17 protein-coding genes are annotated in these 18,883 nt (G+C 73.3%); all 17 read left to right on the top strand.

The genetic code is table 11. The features are described 5' to 3' along the window. The first annotated feature begins 77 nt into the window (after window positions 1–77). The 17 genes from rimM to ACFW3L_RS15655 all read left to right on the top strand — a co-directional run bounded on the left by rimM (window position 78) and on the right by ACFW3L_RS15655 (window position 18,802). Window positions 78–599 (top strand): ribosome maturation factor RimM, encoded by a 522-nt coding sequence (gene rimM / locus ACFW3L_RS15735; protein ID WP_378740856.1) that lies wholly within the window; start codon window positions 78–80, stop codon window positions 597–599. Between the two features lie 11 nt (window positions 600–610). After that, window positions 611–1,426, top strand: coding sequence for a tRNA (guanosine(37)-N1)-methyltransferase TrmD (gene trmD / locus ACFW3L_RS15730; RefSeq protein ID WP_378740853.1), 816 nt, complete (start codon window positions 611–613; stop codon window positions 1,424–1,426). 175 nt (window positions 1,427–1,601) lie between these two features. Next, complete coding sequence (rplS, locus tag ACFW3L_RS15725; RefSeq protein ID WP_378740851.1) at window positions 1,602–1,961, top strand: 50S ribosomal protein L19; 360 nt, start codon at window positions 1,602–1,604, stop codon at window positions 1,959–1,961. A gap of 62 nt (window positions 1,962–2,023) precedes the next feature. Next, the gene (gene lepB, locus ACFW3L_RS15720; RefSeq protein ID WP_378740849.1) at window positions 2,024–2,899 is read left to right on the top strand and encodes a signal peptidase I; all 876 of its coding nucleotides are present in this window, start codon (window positions 2,024–2,026) and stop codon (window positions 2,897–2,899) included. Between the two features lie 266 nt (window positions 2,900–3,165). Further along, window positions 3,166–3,498, top strand: a complete 333-nt coding sequence (locus ACFW3L_RS15715) for a DUF2469 domain-containing protein (RefSeq protein WP_378740847.1) — start codon at window positions 3,166–3,168, stop codon at window positions 3,496–3,498. A gap of 117 nt (window positions 3,499–3,615) precedes the next feature. Further along, window positions 3,616–3,987: a YraN family protein gene (locus ACFW3L_RS15710; RefSeq protein WP_378740845.1), complete on the top strand. Its 372-nt coding sequence runs from the start codon at window positions 3,616–3,618 to the stop codon at window positions 3,985–3,987. After that, window positions 3,987–5,507 carry a YifB family Mg chelatase-like AAA ATPase gene (locus tag ACFW3L_RS15705; protein WP_378740842.1) on the top strand — a complete coding sequence of 507 codons (1,521 nt, stop codon included), beginning with the start codon at window positions 3,987–3,989 and terminating at the stop codon, window positions 5,505–5,507. Before ACFW3L_RS15710 ends, ACFW3L_RS15705 begins: the two co-directional genes overlap by 1 nt. 2 nt (window positions 5,508–5,509) lie before the next feature. Continuing rightward, entirely contained in the window at window positions 5,510–6,670 is a 1,161-nt protein-coding gene (gene dprA / locus ACFW3L_RS15700; RefSeq protein WP_378740840.1) for a DNA-processing protein DprA, read from the top strand. A 131-nt stretch (window positions 6,671–6,801) separates the two neighbouring features. Further along, window positions 6,802–7,017, top strand: coding sequence for a hypothetical protein (locus ACFW3L_RS15695; protein WP_378740838.1), 216 nt, complete (start codon window positions 6,802–6,804; stop codon window positions 7,015–7,017). Window positions 7,018–7,282: 265 nt separating this feature from the next. After that, complete coding sequence (locus ACFW3L_RS15690; protein ID WP_017545978.1) at window positions 7,283–7,501, top strand: hypothetical protein; 219 nt, start codon at window positions 7,283–7,285, stop codon at window positions 7,499–7,501. Window positions 7,502–7,579: 78 nt separating this feature from the next. Next, window positions 7,580–9,385, top strand: a complete 1,806-nt coding sequence (locus ACFW3L_RS15685; RefSeq protein WP_378740834.1) for an NAD(P)-dependent oxidoreductase — start codon at window positions 7,580–7,582, stop codon at window positions 9,383–9,385. Beyond that, the gene (locus tag ACFW3L_RS15680) at window positions 9,382–11,259 is read left to right on the top strand and encodes a TOMM precursor leader peptide-binding protein (RefSeq protein ID WP_378740832.1); all 1,878 of its coding nucleotides are present in this window, start codon (window positions 9,382–9,384) and stop codon (window positions 11,257–11,259) included. The genes ACFW3L_RS15685 and ACFW3L_RS15680 overlap by 4 nt, the downstream gene beginning before the upstream one ends. A gap of 32 nt (window positions 11,260–11,291) precedes the next feature. Continuing rightward, on the top strand, window positions 11,292–12,914 hold the full coding sequence (locus tag ACFW3L_RS15675) for a SagB family peptide dehydrogenase (RefSeq protein ID WP_378740829.1): 1,623 nt from the start codon (window positions 11,292–11,294) through the stop codon (window positions 12,912–12,914). Continuing rightward, on the top strand, window positions 12,911–15,430 hold the full coding sequence (locus ACFW3L_RS15670) for a lantibiotic dehydratase (RefSeq protein ID WP_378740826.1): 2,520 nt from the start codon (window positions 12,911–12,913) through the stop codon (window positions 15,428–15,430). Before ACFW3L_RS15675 ends, ACFW3L_RS15670 begins: the two co-directional genes overlap by 4 nt. Continuing rightward, a complete protein-coding gene (locus ACFW3L_RS15665) occupies window positions 15,427–16,350 on the top strand; it encodes a thiopeptide-type bacteriocin biosynthesis protein (RefSeq protein ID WP_378740823.1) in 924 nt (307 codons plus the stop codon). The genes ACFW3L_RS15670 and ACFW3L_RS15665 overlap by 4 nt, the downstream gene beginning before the upstream one ends. Further along, window positions 16,347–17,447 carry a thiopeptide maturation pyridine synthase gene (locus ACFW3L_RS15660; protein ID WP_378740821.1) on the top strand — a complete coding sequence of 367 codons (1,101 nt, stop codon included), beginning with the start codon at window positions 16,347–16,349 and terminating at the stop codon, window positions 17,445–17,447. The genes ACFW3L_RS15665 and ACFW3L_RS15660 overlap by 4 nt, the downstream gene beginning before the upstream one ends. Beyond that, a complete protein-coding gene (locus ACFW3L_RS15655; protein ID WP_378740819.1) occupies window positions 17,444–18,802 on the top strand; it encodes a SagB/ThcOx family dehydrogenase in 1,359 nt (452 codons plus the stop codon). Before ACFW3L_RS15660 ends, ACFW3L_RS15655 begins: the two co-directional genes overlap by 4 nt. The last annotated feature ends 81 nt before the right edge of the window (window positions 18,803–18,883 follow it).

Raw genomic sequence — 18,883 nt, 5'->3', positions numbered from 1 at the left:
ACCGAGGGGACCCGGACGCCGGGAGACCCCGTGTGACGTCCGGGAACCGAAGAACGACCCGAAGGAAAGCACTGCTCATGCGACTCGTGGTGGGCCGGATCGGCCGAGCGCACGGTATCCGCGGCGACGTCGCCGTCGACGTGCGCACCGACGACCCCGACGCCCGGTTCGCCGTCGGCGCCGTCCTCCAGACCGACCCCGCCGCGACCGGTCCGCTGAAGGTGGCCTCGACGCGCCGCCACAGCGGCAGGATGCTCGTCCGCTTCGAGGGAACGGCCGACCGCGACGCCGCCGAGACGCTGCGCGGCACCCTCCTCATGGTGGACTCCGAGGACATCGCCCCCCTGGACGACCCCGACGAGTTCCACGACCACGAACTGATCGGCCTGACCGCCGTCACCACCGAGGGCACCACCGTGGGCGAGGTCGAGGACGTCCTCCACCACGCGCAGGACGTCCTGGTCATCACCGCCGAGACTGGCGGCCACGAGATCCTGGTGCCGTTCGTCGCCCCGCTGGTCCCCGAGGTCGACGTCGCGGGCGGCCGGATCGTGCTCGACCCGCCGCCCGGCCTGCTCGACCTCCAGAACACCGACTGAACGAGTACGCAGTGCGCATCGACATCATCAGCATCTTCCCCGACTACTTCGCTCCGCTGGAGCTCTCGCTGATCGGTAAGGCGCGCGAGGCCGGTCTGCTGGACGTGCACGTCCACGACCTGCGCGACTGGACCCACGACCGGCACAACACCGTCGACGACACCCCCTACGGCGGCGGTCCCGGCATGGTGATGAAGCCCGAGCCGTGGGGCGAGGCCCTGGACGCCGTCGTGGCGGAGCGGCCCGCGCGGCTGGTCCTGCCGACCCCCAGCGGACGCCCCTTCACCCAGGCCGACGCCGAGCGGCTCGCGGGCGAGGAGCACCTGGTGTTCGGATGCGGCCGGTACGAGGGCATCGACTCCCGGGTGGCCGTGGACGCCGCCCAGCGGATGCCGGTCGAGGAGGTCAGCATCGGTGACTACGTCCTCAACGGGGGCGAGTCGGCCACGCTGGTGATGGTGGAGGCCATCACCCGGCTGCTGCCCGGTGTGCTCGGCAACCGGGAGTCGCACGTCCAGGACTCCTTCGCCTCCGGTGGGATGGAACACCTGGTGGAGGGGCCGGTGTACACCAAGCCCGGCACGTGGCGGGGCCAGGAGGTCCCCCCGGTGCTGCTCTCCGGCAACCACGGGGCGGTGGACCGCTGGCGCCGCGACCAGGCGCTGCGCAAGACCGCCCGCAACCGGCCGGACCTGGTCGCCGCCACCCCCGCCGACGGCCTCGACAAGCGGGACCGCGAGGTCCTGGCCGAGGTGGCCGACCCCGCCGACGGAGCCGAGTGTGGTGAACGGCCGGTTCGGGACGGCCGGGATCATGTGGCAAACTAGGTGAGTTCCCCCCTGGTGACCCCCAGGCATCCGCATGCCGGCGGTACGACGTCGGCCTCTGTGTCGGTCACCGGGTGGTTCGACTGGTCAGACCCAACAGGGCCTCGCCCGCGCACCCCCTCCCCGGAACAGCCGGGGGGCAGGACGCGGCGCGCTATTGATGAGGATTCGCGAGATGCACACCGCCATTCAGGAGCTTGAGAAGGCTCAGCTTCGCACCGACGTTCCGGAGTTCCGCCCCGGCGACACCCTGAACGTCCACGTCCGCGTGACCGAGGGCACCCGCACCCGTGTCCAGGTCTTCAAGGGCGTCGTCATCCGTCGTCAGGGCTCGGGCAACCGTGAGACCTTCACCATCCGCAAGGTGAGCTACGGCGTGGGCGTGGAGCGTACGTTCCCGATCCACACCCCGGCCGTCGAGAAGTACGAGGTCGCCGCCCGCGGTCGCGTGCGTCGCGCCAAGCTGTACTACCTCCGCGACCTGCGCGGCAAGGCCGCCCGCATCCGCGAGCGCCGCGAGCCCGTCACCAAGTAGGTCCTGGCTGATCCGGCCGGAACCACGCCGCCCCACCGGGCGGCAGGATAGGCTTTCGGCCGATGAGCAAAGACGAGAGGGACCTCGGCTCGGACGCGGTCCCGGACGAGGATTCCGCCCGGCCCGGCCCGGAGGAGCACAGCTCCGCCACTGGCTCCCAGACGCATGAGCGCCTGGGAGCCAGTGGTGTATCCGACGCCGCTGGCCAGGGAGCGGAGGAGAGAGCTGACGCCGACATGAGCCAGTCCCAGAGCAGTGCGAAGAAGGGGTCGTTCTGGAAGGAACTCCCCATCCTGGTCGTGATCGCCCTCGTGCTGGCGTTCGTGATCAGGACCTGGGTGATGCAGGCGTTCTACATCCCCTCGTCGTCGATGGAGAACACCCTGCTCGTGGGTGACCGGGTCCTCGTGAACAAGGTGGTGTACGAGATCCGCGACATCGAGCGCGGAGAGGTCATCGTGTTCAACGGCGACGGGTCGTGGGACGACCCGACCGTCGTACAGCCCCCGGAGTCGACCAACCCGGTCAGTCGCGGTTTCACCTGGGTGCAGCAGCAGCTGGGCGCCGCGCCCTCGGGCAAGGAGTACATCAAGCGGGTCATCGGGCTGCCCGGCGACACCGTGGAGTGCTGCGACGAGCAGAACCGGGTCCTGGTCAACGGTGTTCCCCTGGAGGAGGACGCCTACCTCTACCCGGGCAGCGTGGAGAGCCACACCGAGTTCGGTCCCATCGAGGTGCCCGAGGGGTACCTGTGGCTGATGGGCGACCACCGGGCCATCTCCTACGACTCCCGCATGAACCAGAACAACCCCGGGGGAGGCGCCGTCCCGATCGACCACGTCGTGGGCCGGGCCTTCGTCATCATCTGGCCGTTCAGCCAGGCCGGAGGGCTGGGAGTCCCGGCGACGTTCGACGAGCTGAACGCGTCCGACGGCTGAGCCGGTGTCCGGACCCGCCGAACGGCGTCGGGTGTCGTCGCAGGTCGCGGCGGTGTCCCGGGGGTGGGTGACCGATCCGTCGAAGGAATTCCGCTCGACGGGGCGCAAAAGCCCGTTCCGTGACGCATGATGGAACTCGGATCGTATCGGCGTTCCCCGAACACGTGGGGCCGTCTCCGGCCGGAAGACGCCGGACGGCGGAGGTGCCCGCGTCAGGGGGACCGGCACATCATGACCGGAGAGTGCTGACGAAAGCGAGCGCGCACATGAGTTCTGAGGACCTGGAGAAGTACGAGGCCGAGATGGAGCTCCAGCTCTATCGCGAGTACCGCGACGTCGTCGGCCTGTTCGGCTACGTGGTGGAGACCGAGCGGCGTTTCTACCTCACCAACCACGTGGACCTCCAGCCCCGCTCGACGGAGAACGGGGAGATGTACTTCGAGGTCGTGATGGAGGACGCCTGGGTCTGGGACATGTACCGCCCGGCCCGGTTCGTGCGCAACGTGCGCGTGGTGACGTTCAAGGACGTGAACGTCGAGGAGATCACCAAGTCCGACCTGGAGATGCCTCCGGCGGACGGCGGCGGATCGGGGGAGTAGCCCCCCGCGCGGTGTCCCCCTCCCTCCTCCGCCCCGGACGGGGTTTTCCACAGGAGGAACCAACCCCTGGCGTACCCGGCCCCGATCACGGAACGTGGTTGTGGGAGGTGGTCGCCGGTGGATCGGTGGGCCGAGTACCGAAGGAAGCTGGGACGCCGCGGCGAGGAGCTCGCCGCGGCCTACCTCGAACACGCCGGGATACGGGTGGTGGCCCGTAACTGGCGGGCCCCGGGCGGTGCCGGGGAGATCGACATCGTGGGCCGGGACGGACCCTTCCTGGTGGTCGCGGAGGTCAAAACCCGTGGTTCGCTGCGGTACGGCCACCCGGTGGAGGCCATCAACGCCGGGAAGCGGCGCAGGCTGCGCCAGCTGGGCCGGTCCTGGGCCCGTCTGCACGGGTGCCCGCCGTGGCCGCTGCGGGTCGACGGGGTCTGCCTGCTGGTCACGGACGGGCGCGTGTTCGTCTCCCACGAACGGGGGATGGCCTGATGTCGCTCGCCCTCACCCACTGCGTCACGCTGCTGGGCGTCCAGGGACACATCGTCGAGGTGGAGGTGCACCTGGGCGGCGGGGAGCCCGGGGTGACCCTGGTGGGGCTGCCGGACGCCGCCCTGCGGGAGGCCCGGGACCGGATCCGCGCGGCGGTGGCCAACAGCTCCGAGGCCTGGCCCAGCGGGCAGATCACCATCAGCCTGTCCCCGGCCAGCCTGCCCAAGTCCGGCAGCCTCTTCGACCTGGCCATCGCCGGTGCGGTGCTGGCCGCCGCCGGTGAGGTCCCGTCGGACCGGCTGCTCGGCACCGTACTCCTCGGGGAACTCGGACTCGACGGTCGGGCCCGCCCGGTGCGCGGGGTGCTCCCCGCCATGGTGTCCGCCGCGGACCAGGGGTTCACCCGGTTCGTGGTGGCGGCGGGCAACCTGGCGGAGGCCCGGCTGGTCCCCGACGTGGCGGTCACCGCCGTGACCGACCTCGCGGAGCTGTGCGGCTGGTTGCGCGGGGAGGAGGAGCCCGAGCGGCCCCACGAGCCGCCCGCGTCGGCGGTCGCCCCGGACCGGGGGAGCCCCGACCTCGCGGACGTCCTGGGTCAGCCGGTGGCCCGCCGGGCGGTGGAGATCGCCGCGGCCGGAGGGCACAACCTGATGATGCTCGGCCCGCCCGGAACGGGGAAGAGCCTGCTCGCGGAGCGCCTGCCCACGGTGCTGCCCACCCTCTCCTCCACCGAGGCGCTGGAGGCCACCGCCATCCACTCGGTGGCCGGGCTGCTGCCTCCGGGCGCTCCGCTGGTCACCGTGCCTCCCTTCGCCGCCCCGCACCACACCTCCAGCCGGGCCTCGATCATCGGGGGCGGCCACGGCAATCCGCAGCCGGGCTGGGTCTCCAAGGCACACCACGGGATCCTCTTCGTGGACGAGGCCCCGCAGTTCGGGCGCGGAGTGCTGGACTCGCTGCGCGAACCCCTGGAACGCGGAGAGGTGGTGATCGCCCGCTCGACCTCCACGGTGGCCTTTCCCGCCCGCTTCCAGCTGGTGATGGCGGCCAACCCGTGCCCCTGCGCGAAACCGGGCAGCCTCTGCACCTGCCCCTCCGGTGAGCGGCGGCGCTACCTCTCCCGGCTGTCCGGACCACTGCTGGACCGGATCGACCTCAAGGTGGAGCTCCAGCCCGTGGCGCGGGCCGAACTCCTGGCCGACCGGGCCTTCGCGGAGTCCTCCGCGACCGTCGCCGCACGGGTGGCGGGAGCCCGGGAGCGGGCCCGGGAACGGTTGGCGGACACCCCGTGGCGGACCAACGCGGTCATTCCCGGAGCGCGTCTGCGCCGGGACTTCCCGGTGGAACCGGCGGGCCTGCGGGTCCTCGGCCGGGCGATGGACGCCGGACAGATCAGCGCCCGGGGCGTGGACCGCGCCCTGCGGGTGGCCTGGACACTGGCCGACCTCGCGGGGCGGGACCGCCCCACCGAGGAGGAGACCTCCTACGCCTTCGCCCTGTGGGCCGGAAGGGCGTGGTGAGGGTGGGCGACCACGACGAGGCACGCGCACGGGTCGGTCTGACGGCGGTGGCGCCGCCCAGCCACCGCTGGCTGGGGCCGCTGGTGAACGAGCACGGGGCCGCCCCGGTCTGGGACGCCCTGCTGTCGGGGAAGCCGCCCCCGGGGAGCCCGCCCTCGGCCCAGGCGGTCCGGAGCTGGCGGGGCTGGTCGGAGGGGTCCCGGAGGGTGGACCCGGACCGGTTGCTGGACTCCTCGGCGGAACTCGGGGTCCGGTTCGTCGCCCCGGGAGATCCGGAGTGGCCGGGGCGCCTCGACGAGCTGCCCGTCTGCTACGGGCTGTGGGTGCGGGGTATGGGCGACCTGCGCAACCTGTGCCTGCGGTCGGTGTCGGTGGTGGGCGCCCGGTCCGCCACCCCCTACGGGACGCACGTGGCCGCCGAGCTCTCCTGCGAGCTGGCCGACCGCTCCTTCTCCGTGGTCTCCGGGGGCGCCTACGGGGTGGACGGCGCCGCGCACCGGGCGGCCCTCACCACGGGGAGCACCGTGGTGGTCCTGGCCTGCGGTCTGGACACGGACTACCCGCGCGGTCACGCGGGGCTGTTCGCGGACGTGGCGCGTACGGGGGTGCTGGTCAGCGAGTGGCCGGTCGGCCGTACTCCGCGTACCCCGGACTTCCTGGTGCGCAACCGGCTGATCGCCGCGCTCACCCCCGGCACGGTGGTGGTGGAGGCGGGGGCCCGCAGCGGGGCCCTGAACACCGCCGCCCACGCCACCGACCTCCACCGGGTGCTCATGGCCGTCCCGGGTCCGGTGACCTCCGCGATGTCGGTGGGCTGTCACCGTCTGCTCCGGGAGGGCCGCGCGAACTGCGTGACCAGGGCGGACGACGTGGTGGAGCTGATCGTGCCGCTGGGGGAGGCCGTCCCCGGGCAGGCGGGGCCCCTGGTGCCCGAGGCCGAACTGGACCGGGAGACCGCCCGGGTGCTCTCGGCGGTCACCCGCCGTGGTGTGGGAACCGCCGTGGTGGCCACGAACAGCACCGGGGACCTGGAGCACACGATCCGTGCCCTGGGGATGCTGGCGGCGGCGGGGCTGGTGGAGCGCTGTGAGGCGGGCTGGCGTCTGCCCTGGCCCCGGAGGCGACCCGGGCCGCGGTCGCACCCCCCGCGGCCGTGCGGGTAGTGGTCGCCGCACCGAACTGCGGGGGCGGTAAAACGCGATGTAGTCGAGATGTAACTGCGATTGGCCACAGTGGTGGGTGTCGATTATTCGACGCGTTGTCAAACCTTGGACGAAGAAAGGAGTGAGATCGTATGTCTATCGAGTCCGGTCACCTCTCGGCAAGCCTCGGAGACCTTCCGGTCGAGGAATTCAGTTCGAGTGGTGAGGGTGTCGTCGGCTTCGGTTCCCACCAGCCCGGCGGTATCGAGTCCCTCGGTTCCTCGCTGGCCATGATGGAGATCGGTGCCTCCGGCGGTGGCGAGTGCTGCAGCTGCTGCAGCTGCTGCCCGTGCTGCTGCTGCAGCTGAGTCGGTGACCTGCCCGGTCGGCCCGCCTGCGGGCGGCCGGCCGGACCACCGGAACCCGGGGTGCGCGGGCCGGTCGGACGACGGTTCACGACCGGCCCGACGCCCGATCCCCGGAACGTTTCACCTTTCCCGGGAGTTCCCGGGTCCGTGAATGCATTTGGGTGCAAACCTGCTGTAGGTGCGCTGTAAGCACCGGCGGGGATGATGGTGCGACGCCGGGGCGGAAGTGCCTCGGCGTTACTACGAAGAAGGAGAGGAGGTTCCCATGTCGATGAAGGCTGACCAGATTTCCGCTGGTCTCGGAGACCTTCCGGTCGAGGAATTCAGCACCAGCAGTGAGGGTGTTCTCGGCTTCGGTTCGGACCAGCCCGGTGGTATCGAGTCCCTCGGTTCCACGCTGGCCATGATGGAGATCGGCGCGTCTGGCAGTGGCGGCGGCTGCTGCAGCTGCTGTAGCTGCTGCCCCTGCTGCTGCTGCAGCTGATCCGGCGGGGCGGGCCCGGCGCGGTGACCGTGCCGGGGCCGTCCCCTCGTAACGGTGAGAGAGAAGAGAGGGGCGCGGATGCGACCGAAACTCCGGCCAGATGTCTACTACGTCCCGACCGCGGACGGGGCCTTCATCATCGACAGCGCGCGGTCGGTGACGCTGCGCGGTGGATCGATCTATCAGTGGGTGGAACTGCTCGCGCCGAGCCTGGACGGCTCCGTTCCGCTTGAGGACCTGACCTCGGGGTTGTCGCCCGCCCACCAGAAGATGGCCACCGACCTGGTGGGGCTGCTCGAACGCAACGGGTTCGTCCGCGACGTCAGTGAGGACCTGCCGCACTCGCTGACCGACGCGGAGCTCCGGCGCTACCAGGCGGAGATCGCCTACGTCGACTTCCGGTGCGACTCCGGACCGGCCCGGTTCCAGACCTGGCGTGGCACCCGCATGGTGATCGTGGGCGAGGCCCCGCTGGCGGACTCCGCCGCGCGAGCCGCCTGGCACCTGGGCTGTGCCCGCGTGGAGGTCGTCGACCCCTCGGGTGACGCCGACGCCCGCGCCGCGCGCACCGCCGACCTCGCCGCGGCGAAGGAGGAGGACCCGGCCCTCGAACTCGTCGAGACCCCGGCCGCCGACCTCGCCGCGAGCGTGTCCGCCGCCGACTTCGTGGTCGTGCTGACCGAGGACCCGGCGCTGATCGACTCCGTCGCGGAGGCCTGCACGGCGCCGCTGCTGCCGGTCCTGGTGACCCGTGACGCGGCCTGGGTGGGGCCGATCCCGGGCGGCGCCGCCGACTGGGCGGACGCCAAGGCGCGCCTGACCGACACCGGCACCCTGCCCGTCGGCCCCTCGACCTGGCTGCGCGGTCCCGCCGTGGGCGTGCCCGCCAACACCGCGCTCTTCGCGGCCTTCCGCGCCGTGACCGGTGCCTACCCCGCACCGGTCTCCGGTGAGGTGGAACGCATCGACCTGGAGACCCTGGAGTCCCAGACCGGGCGCGTACTGCCGGTCGGCGGGGGCAGCGAACCCGCCGCCGACCCGGGGTCCGAGATCGACAGCGAGGCGTTCTCCCTCGCCGCGGCCGAGCTGTTCGACCCGCTCACCGGCCCCCTGCTGGAGATCGAGGAGCACCCGGAGCAGCTGCCGCTGCGCGTCGCCGTGGCCCGCCTGGCCAAGGACGGCGCGACCAGCGACGTCCTCGGCGTGGCCGACGCCTTCGTCGAGGCACGCCACGGCGCCACGTTGGCGGCGCTCGGCCGCCTGGCCGCCGCCCGTCCGGCGAGCGGTCCCGCCCACGACCTCGTCAGCGGTGAGCCCGGCCCGGTGGTCGCACCGGTGGGTATCACGGACGCCCACGTCCCGGGTGTCGGAGCGGCGCTGGACCGTGAGTCCGCGCTCTCCCAGGCGGTGCTGGACTACGCCGCCGAGCGGGCTGTGCCCGTTCCGCAGCGGGCCCCGCTGATCGACCGGGCCGACCTCCCCGAGCTCGTCGGGGAGCAGCTGAACCGCCTGGAACTGCTCGTCGGGTCGAGTGCCCGCCTCTTCCAGCTGGACGCCGAGCTGCCCACCGTCCTCGTCGCCACCGACTCCGAGCCGCTGGCCCGGGCCTCCGGCCGTGACCTGGCGTCCGCCGCCTCGTCGGCGGTCATCCGCGCCACGACCTCCGCGCAGTGCGGGCAGGACCCCGTGACGATGCCTCCGCGACCGGACCGCGTACCCGAACCCGAGGGTTCGGCCGCTCCGCTGACGGGCCACCTGTTGACGTCCGAGGACGCGGTGAAGCTGCTGGCCGCGCGCGGGCATCGGCTCGGGGTCGTGGAACTGGACGGCGAGCCCGCGCTGCGCACGGCCACGCCGCACCTGCTCAGGGTGGTGGAGCTGTGACCGAGTCGCTGACGACCACGCCCACCGTGGTGGGCACCGGAGCGCTGGCCGAGGCCCTCAGGGCCGTGGTCCCCCCGGAGTACACGGTGCTGGTCGGTGAGGACGGTGTCCTCCCCGAGATCCCCGCCGGAAGCGGGCCGGTGCTGCCCGTGCTCGCGCGACGGGACCGGCTCTACATCGGTCCCGTGGTGCGGGAGGACGTCCCCGGTTGCCCCGAGTGCCTGGAGTCGCGCCTGCTGCTGGCCCGGGAGTTCCCGGAGCCGATGGCCGAGATCGACCGCCGTGACCCGGAGCGGCTGCGCCGGTGGGCGCCGCCCGCGCTGACCCACCTGCACGCCGAGTTCGCCGCCGAGGTCGCTGGCCGTCTGGTCGAGCTGGACCGGGACCAGGACACGTCCGAGCGGCGTTCGGTCATGGTGGTGCGGCTGATCGGCCTCGGTGTGCGGCGCGCGGTGCTCCTGCCCGACCCGCTGTGCGCCGTGTGCGGTGCGCTGCCCGAGGACAACCCCGAGGACACCGAGACGCTCGTGCCGAGCGCCTCGTTGTCCCACAAGCCCGGTTCGATGCGGACCAAGTCCCTGGTGGACGACGCGTCGTTCCTCCCCACCTACGTGGACCGGGACGTCGGCCTCGTCCGCACCCTCTTCAAGTACGGCGGCGGCGTGTTCCCGAACATGACCGCGCCGCTGGGCCTGCGGAACTCGACCGACATCGAGCAGGGCATCGGCCGCACCCCCTCCTACCGGGAGTCGGGTACCGCCGCCGTCGCGGAGGCGGTCGAGCGCTGGGGCGGGATGAGCCCGTCCGGCCACCGCAGCGTGGTCACGGGCGCCTACAAGGACCTGCCCGAGGCCCTCGACCTGCGTCGGCTCGGTCTGCACGACGAGCACCGCTACGACGAGGAGGGGTTCCCGTGCCAGCGGTGGACCGAGGAGTCGGAGCTGGACTGGGTCTGGGGCCGTTCCCTCACGCGTGACGCACCGGTCCTCGTGCCGGAGACCTACGCCTACTACCGCACCCGGCTGGTCCGCCCGGACCGCCCCCGGTTCCTGTACGAGGTGTCCAACGGCTGCGCCGTCGGCGGCTCGATGCCGGAGACGATCCTGCACGGGCTGATGGAGGTCATCGAGCGCGACGCGTTCCTGATGACCTGGTACTCGCGCCGCACCCCGGCCGAGATCGACCTCAGCACCGCCAAGGGGCCCACGGTGCCGCTCCTGCTGGAGCGCATCGAGCGGCTGACCGGATACACGGCGCACGCCTGGGACACCACCACCGAGCACGGAATCCCCAGCGTGTGGGTGGGCGTCGTCGACGAGCAGGAGCGGGACGGCTACGCCCGCTTCCTGTGCGCGGCCGCCTCCCACTTCGACATGGAGGACGCTGTGGCCGCCGGGCTCCTGGAGCTGGCGCCGATCATCGCCCAGCACCAGGATGAGCCCGCCGACGTGCAGGACCTCGCCCGGCGCATGGTCGACGACCCCGACCTGTGCACGTCGATGCTGCACCACAGCCAGCTCAACGGCAGGCCCGAGGCCCAGGACCGGCTCGCGTTCCTGTTCGACGGTCCCAAGCGGGAGATGGCCCCGCCCGACCCGCGGCTGCACGCCGACGGGCCGACCGACCTGGAGGCGCTGCTCAACGACACCGTGGAGCGGCTCCGACAGCACGGTCTGGAGGTGCTGGTGGTCGACCAGACCACCCCCGAGCACCGTGCGGGCGGTCTGTTCTGCGTGAAGGTGATCGTTCCTGGGATGCTGCCGATGACCTTCGGCAACAGGTTCCGTCGTGTGCGCGGCCTGGACCGGGTGTTCGCGGCGGCGGCGGAGCAGGGCTTCGACGACGTGAACCCCGACCCGCACCCGTTCCCATGACGGACACGGACCCGAACACGACGGCGGTACCCGTGACCGGCGACGATGACGCGACCCTGGTGCGGGAGTACCTGTACGACGTGCACTACCGGTGGCAGGCGATCCACGCGGAGGGGCAGGGCGGGCTCGACGACCCCGCCCGCCCCCCGCTGTTCACCCGCCCGGCCGTGCCCCGGCGCAGGTTCGGACTCCCCTCCGGTCCGCGTCACCGGATCGGTCCGCTCGGGGCCGCGCTCCGGGACGAGCACACGCGTCCCGGAGCCGGCCCCGGCCGGTCCGGCCCCGACCACGGGTCGGACCTGGAGCGGCTCGGCGAGCTCCTCTTCTACGGGTACGGCTTCTCCCGGATGGACATCGGCCCGCAGGTGGAGTGGCCGTGGCACCGCACGGTGGCCTCGGCCCGCTGCTTCTACCCGGTCGAGTTGGCGGTGTGGTCGGACGCGGCGCCCGAAGGCGTCCACCGCTACGACCCGGCCCACCACGAGCTCTCCGAGCTGCGCGACGACGTCGGGCTGTCCGAACTGGCCGCCGCGTCGGCGGCTGAGCTCGACGGCGCGCGCACCGTCCTGATCGTCACAGCCCGGCTGGGCAAGACCGCCTTCCGGTACCGGAACTACGCCTACCGGCTGGCCACCCAGGAGGCCGGGCTGGTTCTCGGCAACCTCCAGGTGGTGGCCTCCGCCCTGGGCCTGGGCGGCCATGCGCGGCTCCGGTTCCTCGACGAGGCCGTGGCCCGGCTGCTCGCGCTGCCGGACGACGACTCGGAGTCGGTGCTGGCGCTCCTGCCCCTCTGGGACGGCGCGGACGTGCCGACGGAGCCCGGCCACCGCACGGCCGCACCGGTGCCGCCGAGGCGGACCGTGGTTCCCGTGGCGGGCGGCAACGGCATCGAGCCCGCGCTCAGCCACCGGACCCTGGCCGTGGAGCGCGCCTCACGGCTGAACGACCCGGCCGAACTGGAACCGGTGAAGGCCCTGGCCAGCACCCCGCTGGTCGGCGCCGAACCCGCGGCCCCGGGCTCGGGATCCGATCTGCCGCTGGCGTCGTCCCGGCGGGAGAGCGGTACGGACACGGGGACGGCGGTGGTCCGCCGCGACTCCGGGCCGGACGTGTTCCTGCCCAATGCGAAGCCGGTGTCGCTGGGGGTCGTGGCCGACCTCCTGCTCGACGCGGTCCGGCCGACCGCCGACGACCTCTGGCACGAGACGGCGCCGCCCGAGGTGGGGGTGCACGTGATCGCGGGCGCGGTCACGGACCTGCCGCAGGGGCACCACCGCCTCGTGGACGGTGCGCTGCGCACCGTGAGCCACGGCGACCTGCGCCCCCCGTTCCAGGCCATGGACGTGTGGCGGACGGAGATCAACGCGCGGACCGCGCCGCTGATGGTGGTCGTCACCGCCGACACGGAGCGGCTGCTCGAACACCACCCGAGGCGTGCCTTCCGCGCGACCCAGCTGCTCACCGGAGTGGTGACGCAGCGGATCTCCCTGGCCGCGGCCGCGCACGGGCTCTCCGCCCGGGTGACCAACAGCTACGACGCCGACGAGTGCGCCCGCCTGCTGGGCCTCGACGGTGAACGGGAGATTCCGGTGTTTCTTCTGGTACTGGGTGAGCCCAACGCGCCCTGGCACCTGGGGACGAGGGTGCGGCCTTGATCGTCGCACGTGTAGCGGGGCTGCCCAGTGGCGGCGCACGGGTCGGAGAGCTCTCCGGGACCGCCCGCCGCCTCGGTGCCCTCGACGCGTCCCGGGAGGACCTCGACCGCAGGGGTGGTGAGCTGGCGGACCTCATCCACACGGCGGTGGGCGGATGCGAGGACCGCGCCGTCCGCCGCGCGCTGCTGGCCTGCCGTCGGGCCGTCCACAACGGACGGCCCCCCAAGGCGTTGTCGGAGGAGGCGCTGGCACGGCTGTCGGCGTCCGCCCGCGAACTCCACGCCCGGCTGGTCGCCGACCACGAGGCGCTGGACCGGGGCTGGGAGGAGGCCCGCGAGGCCTTCCGTGCCGAGACGTCGGCCGCCGAACGGCGCCTGGCCGACCTCGTCCTGGACGAGGACTTCCGGCGCGCCCTCGCGATGTCCAGTGACGCCCTGTTCCCCGACGTCGAGGCCTGGCTCTCCGGGCCGCCGGGTGCCCCCGAGCACCTCAACACCCGCAGGCGCGTGGTCAACTACGCGCTGCGGACCGCGCTGAAGACCAGTCCCTTCTCCACCCTGACCACCGCCGGACCGCTCCCCGCAGGGGACGGGCCCGCGCCGGGAGACGGGGCGGTGAAGGGGGCCGCGGAGGCGGTCCAGGTCCCGGCGCCGGACGGGTTCTCCCGCCACCTCGAACTCAACGCCGAGGTCGAGTTCCAGCTGGAGCGCCTGCTGGCGACCGCGCACGGGCCGCTGGTACTGCGGACCAACCCCACCCTGACCGTCCTGGGGGAGCGGGCCATGGTCGTGCACGCGGACGGCCGCTGTGTGGGCGTCCCCGCCCGCCCGTGGCTGCTCGCGCTCGCCCGGCGGGCCGAGGAGGGCGCCTCCCCAGCCGACCTGGCCGGTTTCCTCACGTCCGGGTTCGGTGCGTCCGCCGCCGAGGCCGAGTCCATGCTCGGACAGCTGGTCACGGCGGGGCTCCTCCAGAGTGACCTCGGTGTGCCGGACCAGGTCCCGGACCGGCTGACCGACGTGGCCGACCGGCTCGGACTCCCCGAGGGGTCCCCGGTCAGGCGGGTCGGCGAGGCGGTGCGTGAGGTCGAGGCCGCCGACGCTCCGGGCGACCGGTGGCTGTCACTGGGGCGCCTGCGCGCGGCGGTCGGCGCGGCGCTGACCGAGGCCGGCGGAGACCCGTCCCTGATCCCGGGCAAGTACCTCTGCTACGAGGACGTCCTCCCCGGATGGTCCACCCCGCCCCGGACCCCCGACTGGTCCGCGCTCGACCGCGACCTGCACCGCGTCCGGCGCCTGGTGTCGGTGTTCGACGGTGCCCTGCCCGGCCGCCTGGCCATCGCGGAGCTGCTCGGACGCCGCTTCGGGACCGGGGCCCGCGTGGGGCTGCTGGAGGCCTGGCTGGCATGGAACGAGGCCGCCGACCCCGGGAACACTCCGGACGGTGCCCCCGGCACCATCGGCCTCCACGGTCTGCGCGACAACCCCTTCCACCTGGCGGACACCGGGGTGCCCAGGATCGAGGAGCTGCGCCGGTTCCAGACCGGGCTGCTCGGGCTGCTCACCCCGCCGGACGGTGGCGGCCCCGCCTTCGACGCGGACACCGACGCCCTGGACCGGCTGTTGGACGCCGGGCCCGCCTGGCTGCCCGGCGACCACCCCACCACCCTGTTCCTCCAACCACTCCCGGGCGGGTCCGTGGCCTTCAACGCGGCCGCCCCCGGGCACGAGACCGCGGGCTCGCGGGTCCGCCGCTGGTCGGAGCCGCCGGTCCCGCACGACGACGGCGACGGCCCTCTCCTCGTCGAGGTGGCGGGCCTGTTCCGCAGCTCGCTCAACCGGGTGGCGCCCTACGCCGGGCACGAACTCGTCTGGCCGGGATGCGTCCCCTCACGGCCGCCGGAGCGGCGGGTCCGCCCGGCCGACCTGGAGATCCGCCTGGACCCGGCCGGACTCCCCACCCTCTGGTGGCGGTCAGCCGACCGGGCGGTGCGGCTCGTCCACCGGGGCACCATGGGCCGCTACTGGTTCCCGCCCGTGCTGCGCTTCCTCCTCGACCTGACCACCCCCATGGCCGAGGCGTGGGCTCTCGTGGGCCGGGCCCGCGCGCTGTACACCAATCCGAAGCCGTCCGAGGTGTCGGTGCTGCCGCGTCTGAGCGTCGGCGCGGTCGTGATGGAACGCCGGAGCTGGATCGTGCCCCGCGCCGAACTGGACCTGGACGAGGGGGACGACTTCGACCGGTTCACCCGCGCGCGCCGCCGGGTCCGGGACCTGGGCCTGCCCGACGTCGTCTTCGCGCGGGCCGCCGACGTGGTCGACTCCACCGAACGGGTCATGGAGAAGGCCAAGGACCGCAAACCGCGCCCGCTGGACCTGTGCTCCTGGTGGGGGATCGAGGAGTTGGCCCGGATGTCCAGGGGACGGGACCTGCTGCTGTTCCAGGAGGCGGAGCCGAACGTGTTCGGCGCCGACCGGGTCGTGGAGTACGCCGTCGAACTACCGGGGGACCGCGCATGAGCTGGATCACGGCCCACTGCTACTACCACGAGGACCTCGCGGAGGTGGTCACCTCCGTCGTCGCGCCGACCGCGCGGACGCTGGGTGACCGCGCGCCGCGCTGGTTCTACGTCCGCTACTGGTCCGGCGGCCCGCACGTCAGGTTCCGCATGTGGGTGCCCGACCCCGCCGACCGCGCGACCGCGCACGAGGAGGTCCGGAGCCGGTTCGAGGACCTCGTGGCGCGACGCCCCTCCCGTGTGGAGGCCGACCCGGCGGACTTCCAGCGCCTCGCCGACCTCATCGGCAACCCCGGCGAGGAGGCCGGAGCCGACATCCTGCCGGACAACACCCTCACGTGGGAGTCGTACCGGCCCGAGACCGGGATGTACGGCGGCCCCGAGGCGATGGAGCACGTCGAGGAGTTCTTCACCGCCTCAAGCCGCGACGCCCTGGCCTACGTGGGCACCCCGACCGACCCGGTGGCCCGCGCCGTGTGGTGCATGGCCAGCGGTCTGGCGACGGTCGGTGACGCGGACTGGGTGAACCGGTTCGTGGACCACATGGTCGGCCGCTGGATCGGTGAACGGATCGGCGCCCAGTGGCAGCGGCTCGTCGACCAGTCCTGGCAGCGGTCCGGGGAACGCGTCCGCCACCTCGTCCGCCACGCCCTGACGGCGTCCCCGAGCGGCGGCGAGGGCGAGTGGCTGCGGGCCTGCGAACGGCTCCAGGAGGGGCTCACCGCCGTGGAGGCGCGGGGCCAGCTGGAGCCGCCCGAGGACGCGGCCCCGGACGGTCTCGCCCACCTGGACCGGGGGATGGTGACCCTGTCCGCGCTGCACATGCACAACAACCGACTCGGGGTCCACATGGAACGGGAGGCACTCGTGATGGAACTGCTCAGGTTGGCCCTGGCCGAGACCGCGTCGGTGCGGCCGTGACGGCCGCCCGACGGCTCCGGGTCGCCTACCACGACCCCGACCCCGCGCCCCTGCTGCGGGCCGGGGTGCGCCCCCTGCTCGCTGAGCTGGCCGCCGAGGGGCTGTCCGCCCACTGGGCCCGGCACTGGCGCCGGGGACCGCACCTGCGGATCATCGTGGACGCCGACGAAGCCGCCTGGGAACGGATCGTGCGTCCCGCCGCGGAGCGCCACCTGGGCGCCGCCCTGGCCGCCCACCCGTCCACCACGGTGCTCGACCCCGAGGCGCTCCGGGAGACCTACCGGCAGCTGGCCGCACGCGAACGGGAGTACGGGCCGCTGGAGCCGCAGCAGCCCGACAACACCGTCGAGGAGGAGCCGCACGACCCCCGGCTGCACGTGCTCGGCACGCCCGACGCCGTGGCGCTGTTCGAGGGCTTCCACGAACGCACCGCCGACGCCGCGCTCGCCATGGCCGTGGGCGAGGGGCCCTCCCTGAGCACCCACGTCGTGGACCTCATGCTGCTCATGGCACAGGAGGTGGGCGGCTACCTCGAACGCGGGTTCGTCTCCTACCGTTCCCACGCCGAGGCGCACATCATGGGCAGTCCCGACCCCGGGGCCGTCCGCGCGCTCTTCGACGAACGCTCCGCCCGGCTGCGGGAACCCCTCGTGCGGCGGGTGCGGGCCCACGCCGAGGGGGCCGCCGCGCACCTGGACGACCTCACCGCCGCCGTGGGCCGCGAACTCGTGCGGGCCGCCGACGACGCCCGGCCGCTGCTCGCGGACGGACGCCTCGACCTCGACGGTCCCGTCGCCAACGGCGGGGGCGCCGAGGGCGGCGACGCGACCGAGGAGCAGACCCGCCACAGCGCCTTCCACCAGGCGCTTCGCGGCTCCGGTGACTTCGAACGGACCCTGCGCGGGGCGGCCTGGTTCCTCCGCTACCGGGTGGCGCTGAACCTCCTGTACCTGCACCTGGCGCGGATCGGCGTGCGCCCGGTGGACCGATTCCTGTACTGCCACGTCGTCGCTGACGCGGTGGAGCAGGCCTGTGGGGTCGACGCCGTGGCGATGGTGGCCTCGGGCGCGACCGAACTCGTAGAAGGGCACTCATGAGCACGGCCGAGCGCACGACAGCGACCGACGCCGACCGGGACACCGTCCTGGCGTACCTGGCCGACCGCGAACTGCCGCAGGTGTCGGGGGCCTACCAGCTGTACCCGACGCGGGCGGGACGGCCCGGCGTGGCCGAGCACGCCCTGCCCCGCCCCGGAAGTGGCCCCGACGGGCCGGTCGACCGCATCTCCCGCATGCTGGCCACCGGCAACGGGCTCGCGCGGCACCGGTTCCTGACCGTCTCGGGGGCGAGGGCCTTCCTGCCCACCGGCGCCCCCGGATGGGGGTTCGACGAGCAGCACGTGATGACCACCCTGCTCCGGCTCGTCGCCAGCGGCGGCGCGGCCTACCCGGTGGACCTGTGGCTGCTCTCGGGCGGGGAGTCCGGGCTGCCGGTCGGCGCCCACCGCTACAACCCGGTCCACCACGGACTGACCCAGGTCACCACCGAGGACCCCCGGCCCCGGCTGGCCCGGGCCCTGGGCGGCGCGGTCTCCGACCTGACCATCGTGCTGACGACCCGGTTGGAGCGCACCACCGGCCGGTACGGCAAGTTCGCCCACCGGCTGCACCTGCTGGACACCGGCCACACGCTGGCGCAGTTGCTGATCGCCGGGCGGAGCCTCGACTGGGAGTGCACACCCCGGCTGGCCTTCGTCGACGACGAGATCGAGCACATCCTGGACCTGGGCGACGAGACCGAGATCGCCTTCGCGGTCGTCACGGTCGGGCCGACCCGCACGGTCACGCCCGCCAGCGACCCCGCCCCCGTCCGGGTGCCGCCGGTCCCGGACCGCTACCCGCAGGACGTCCTGTGCGCGGCCCGCCGGTCCGAGCCCGGGCCGGAGCTGGAGTTCGGCGAGATCACCATGCCCCGCGACCCGGAGCGGGCGATGCTGCGCCGACGCAGCCCCGTCGGCGGCTTCGTGGCGCCCCCGCCCTCCGCCGAGGACCTGGCGCCCGTGGCCGAGGCGGTCGACTCCGTGCTGGCCCCGTTGGGCGGGCACGGCAGATTGGTCCCGCCCAAGGACCCGGCGGTGGCCACCCGGATCGGGGCTCCCGGGCACCGGCTCAACCTGTCGCTCGCCGGTGTGGTGGTCCCGGTCCTGGAGCTGTCGGAACTGGTGCGTGAGCACGGGCCCGGCGCCTTCCGGGTCGGCGCCGTGGCGATCGGCGTCTCCCTCCAGGCGGCGGCCCTCGTCGCCGCCGACCGCGGGTTCGGTACCTTCCCGCTCTGCGCCTACGACGGCCCGGGGATCGAGAGCAACCTGGGACTGCCGGACGCCTCCACGATGTGCGTGGCGCCCATCGGCGTGGCCGCCCACGTGGGCGCCTCGTTGGAGGTGCCGTTGTAGGCGGCGGCGCCGCGATACGGCCCGGTCCCGGTGGTGGGGGATGCCGTCGGGACCGGGCGCACGTGGGGCCGGGCCGGTCGG

The sequence above is a fragment of the Nocardiopsis sp. NPDC058789 genome, assembly GCF_042745575.1.
Lineage (GTDB): Bacteria > Actinomycetota > Actinomycetes > Streptosporangiales > Streptosporangiaceae > Nocardiopsis > Nocardiopsis eucommiae.
Note: the sequence above shows the minus strand (reverse complement) of the source record. Positions and strands in the feature narration are given on the sequence as shown.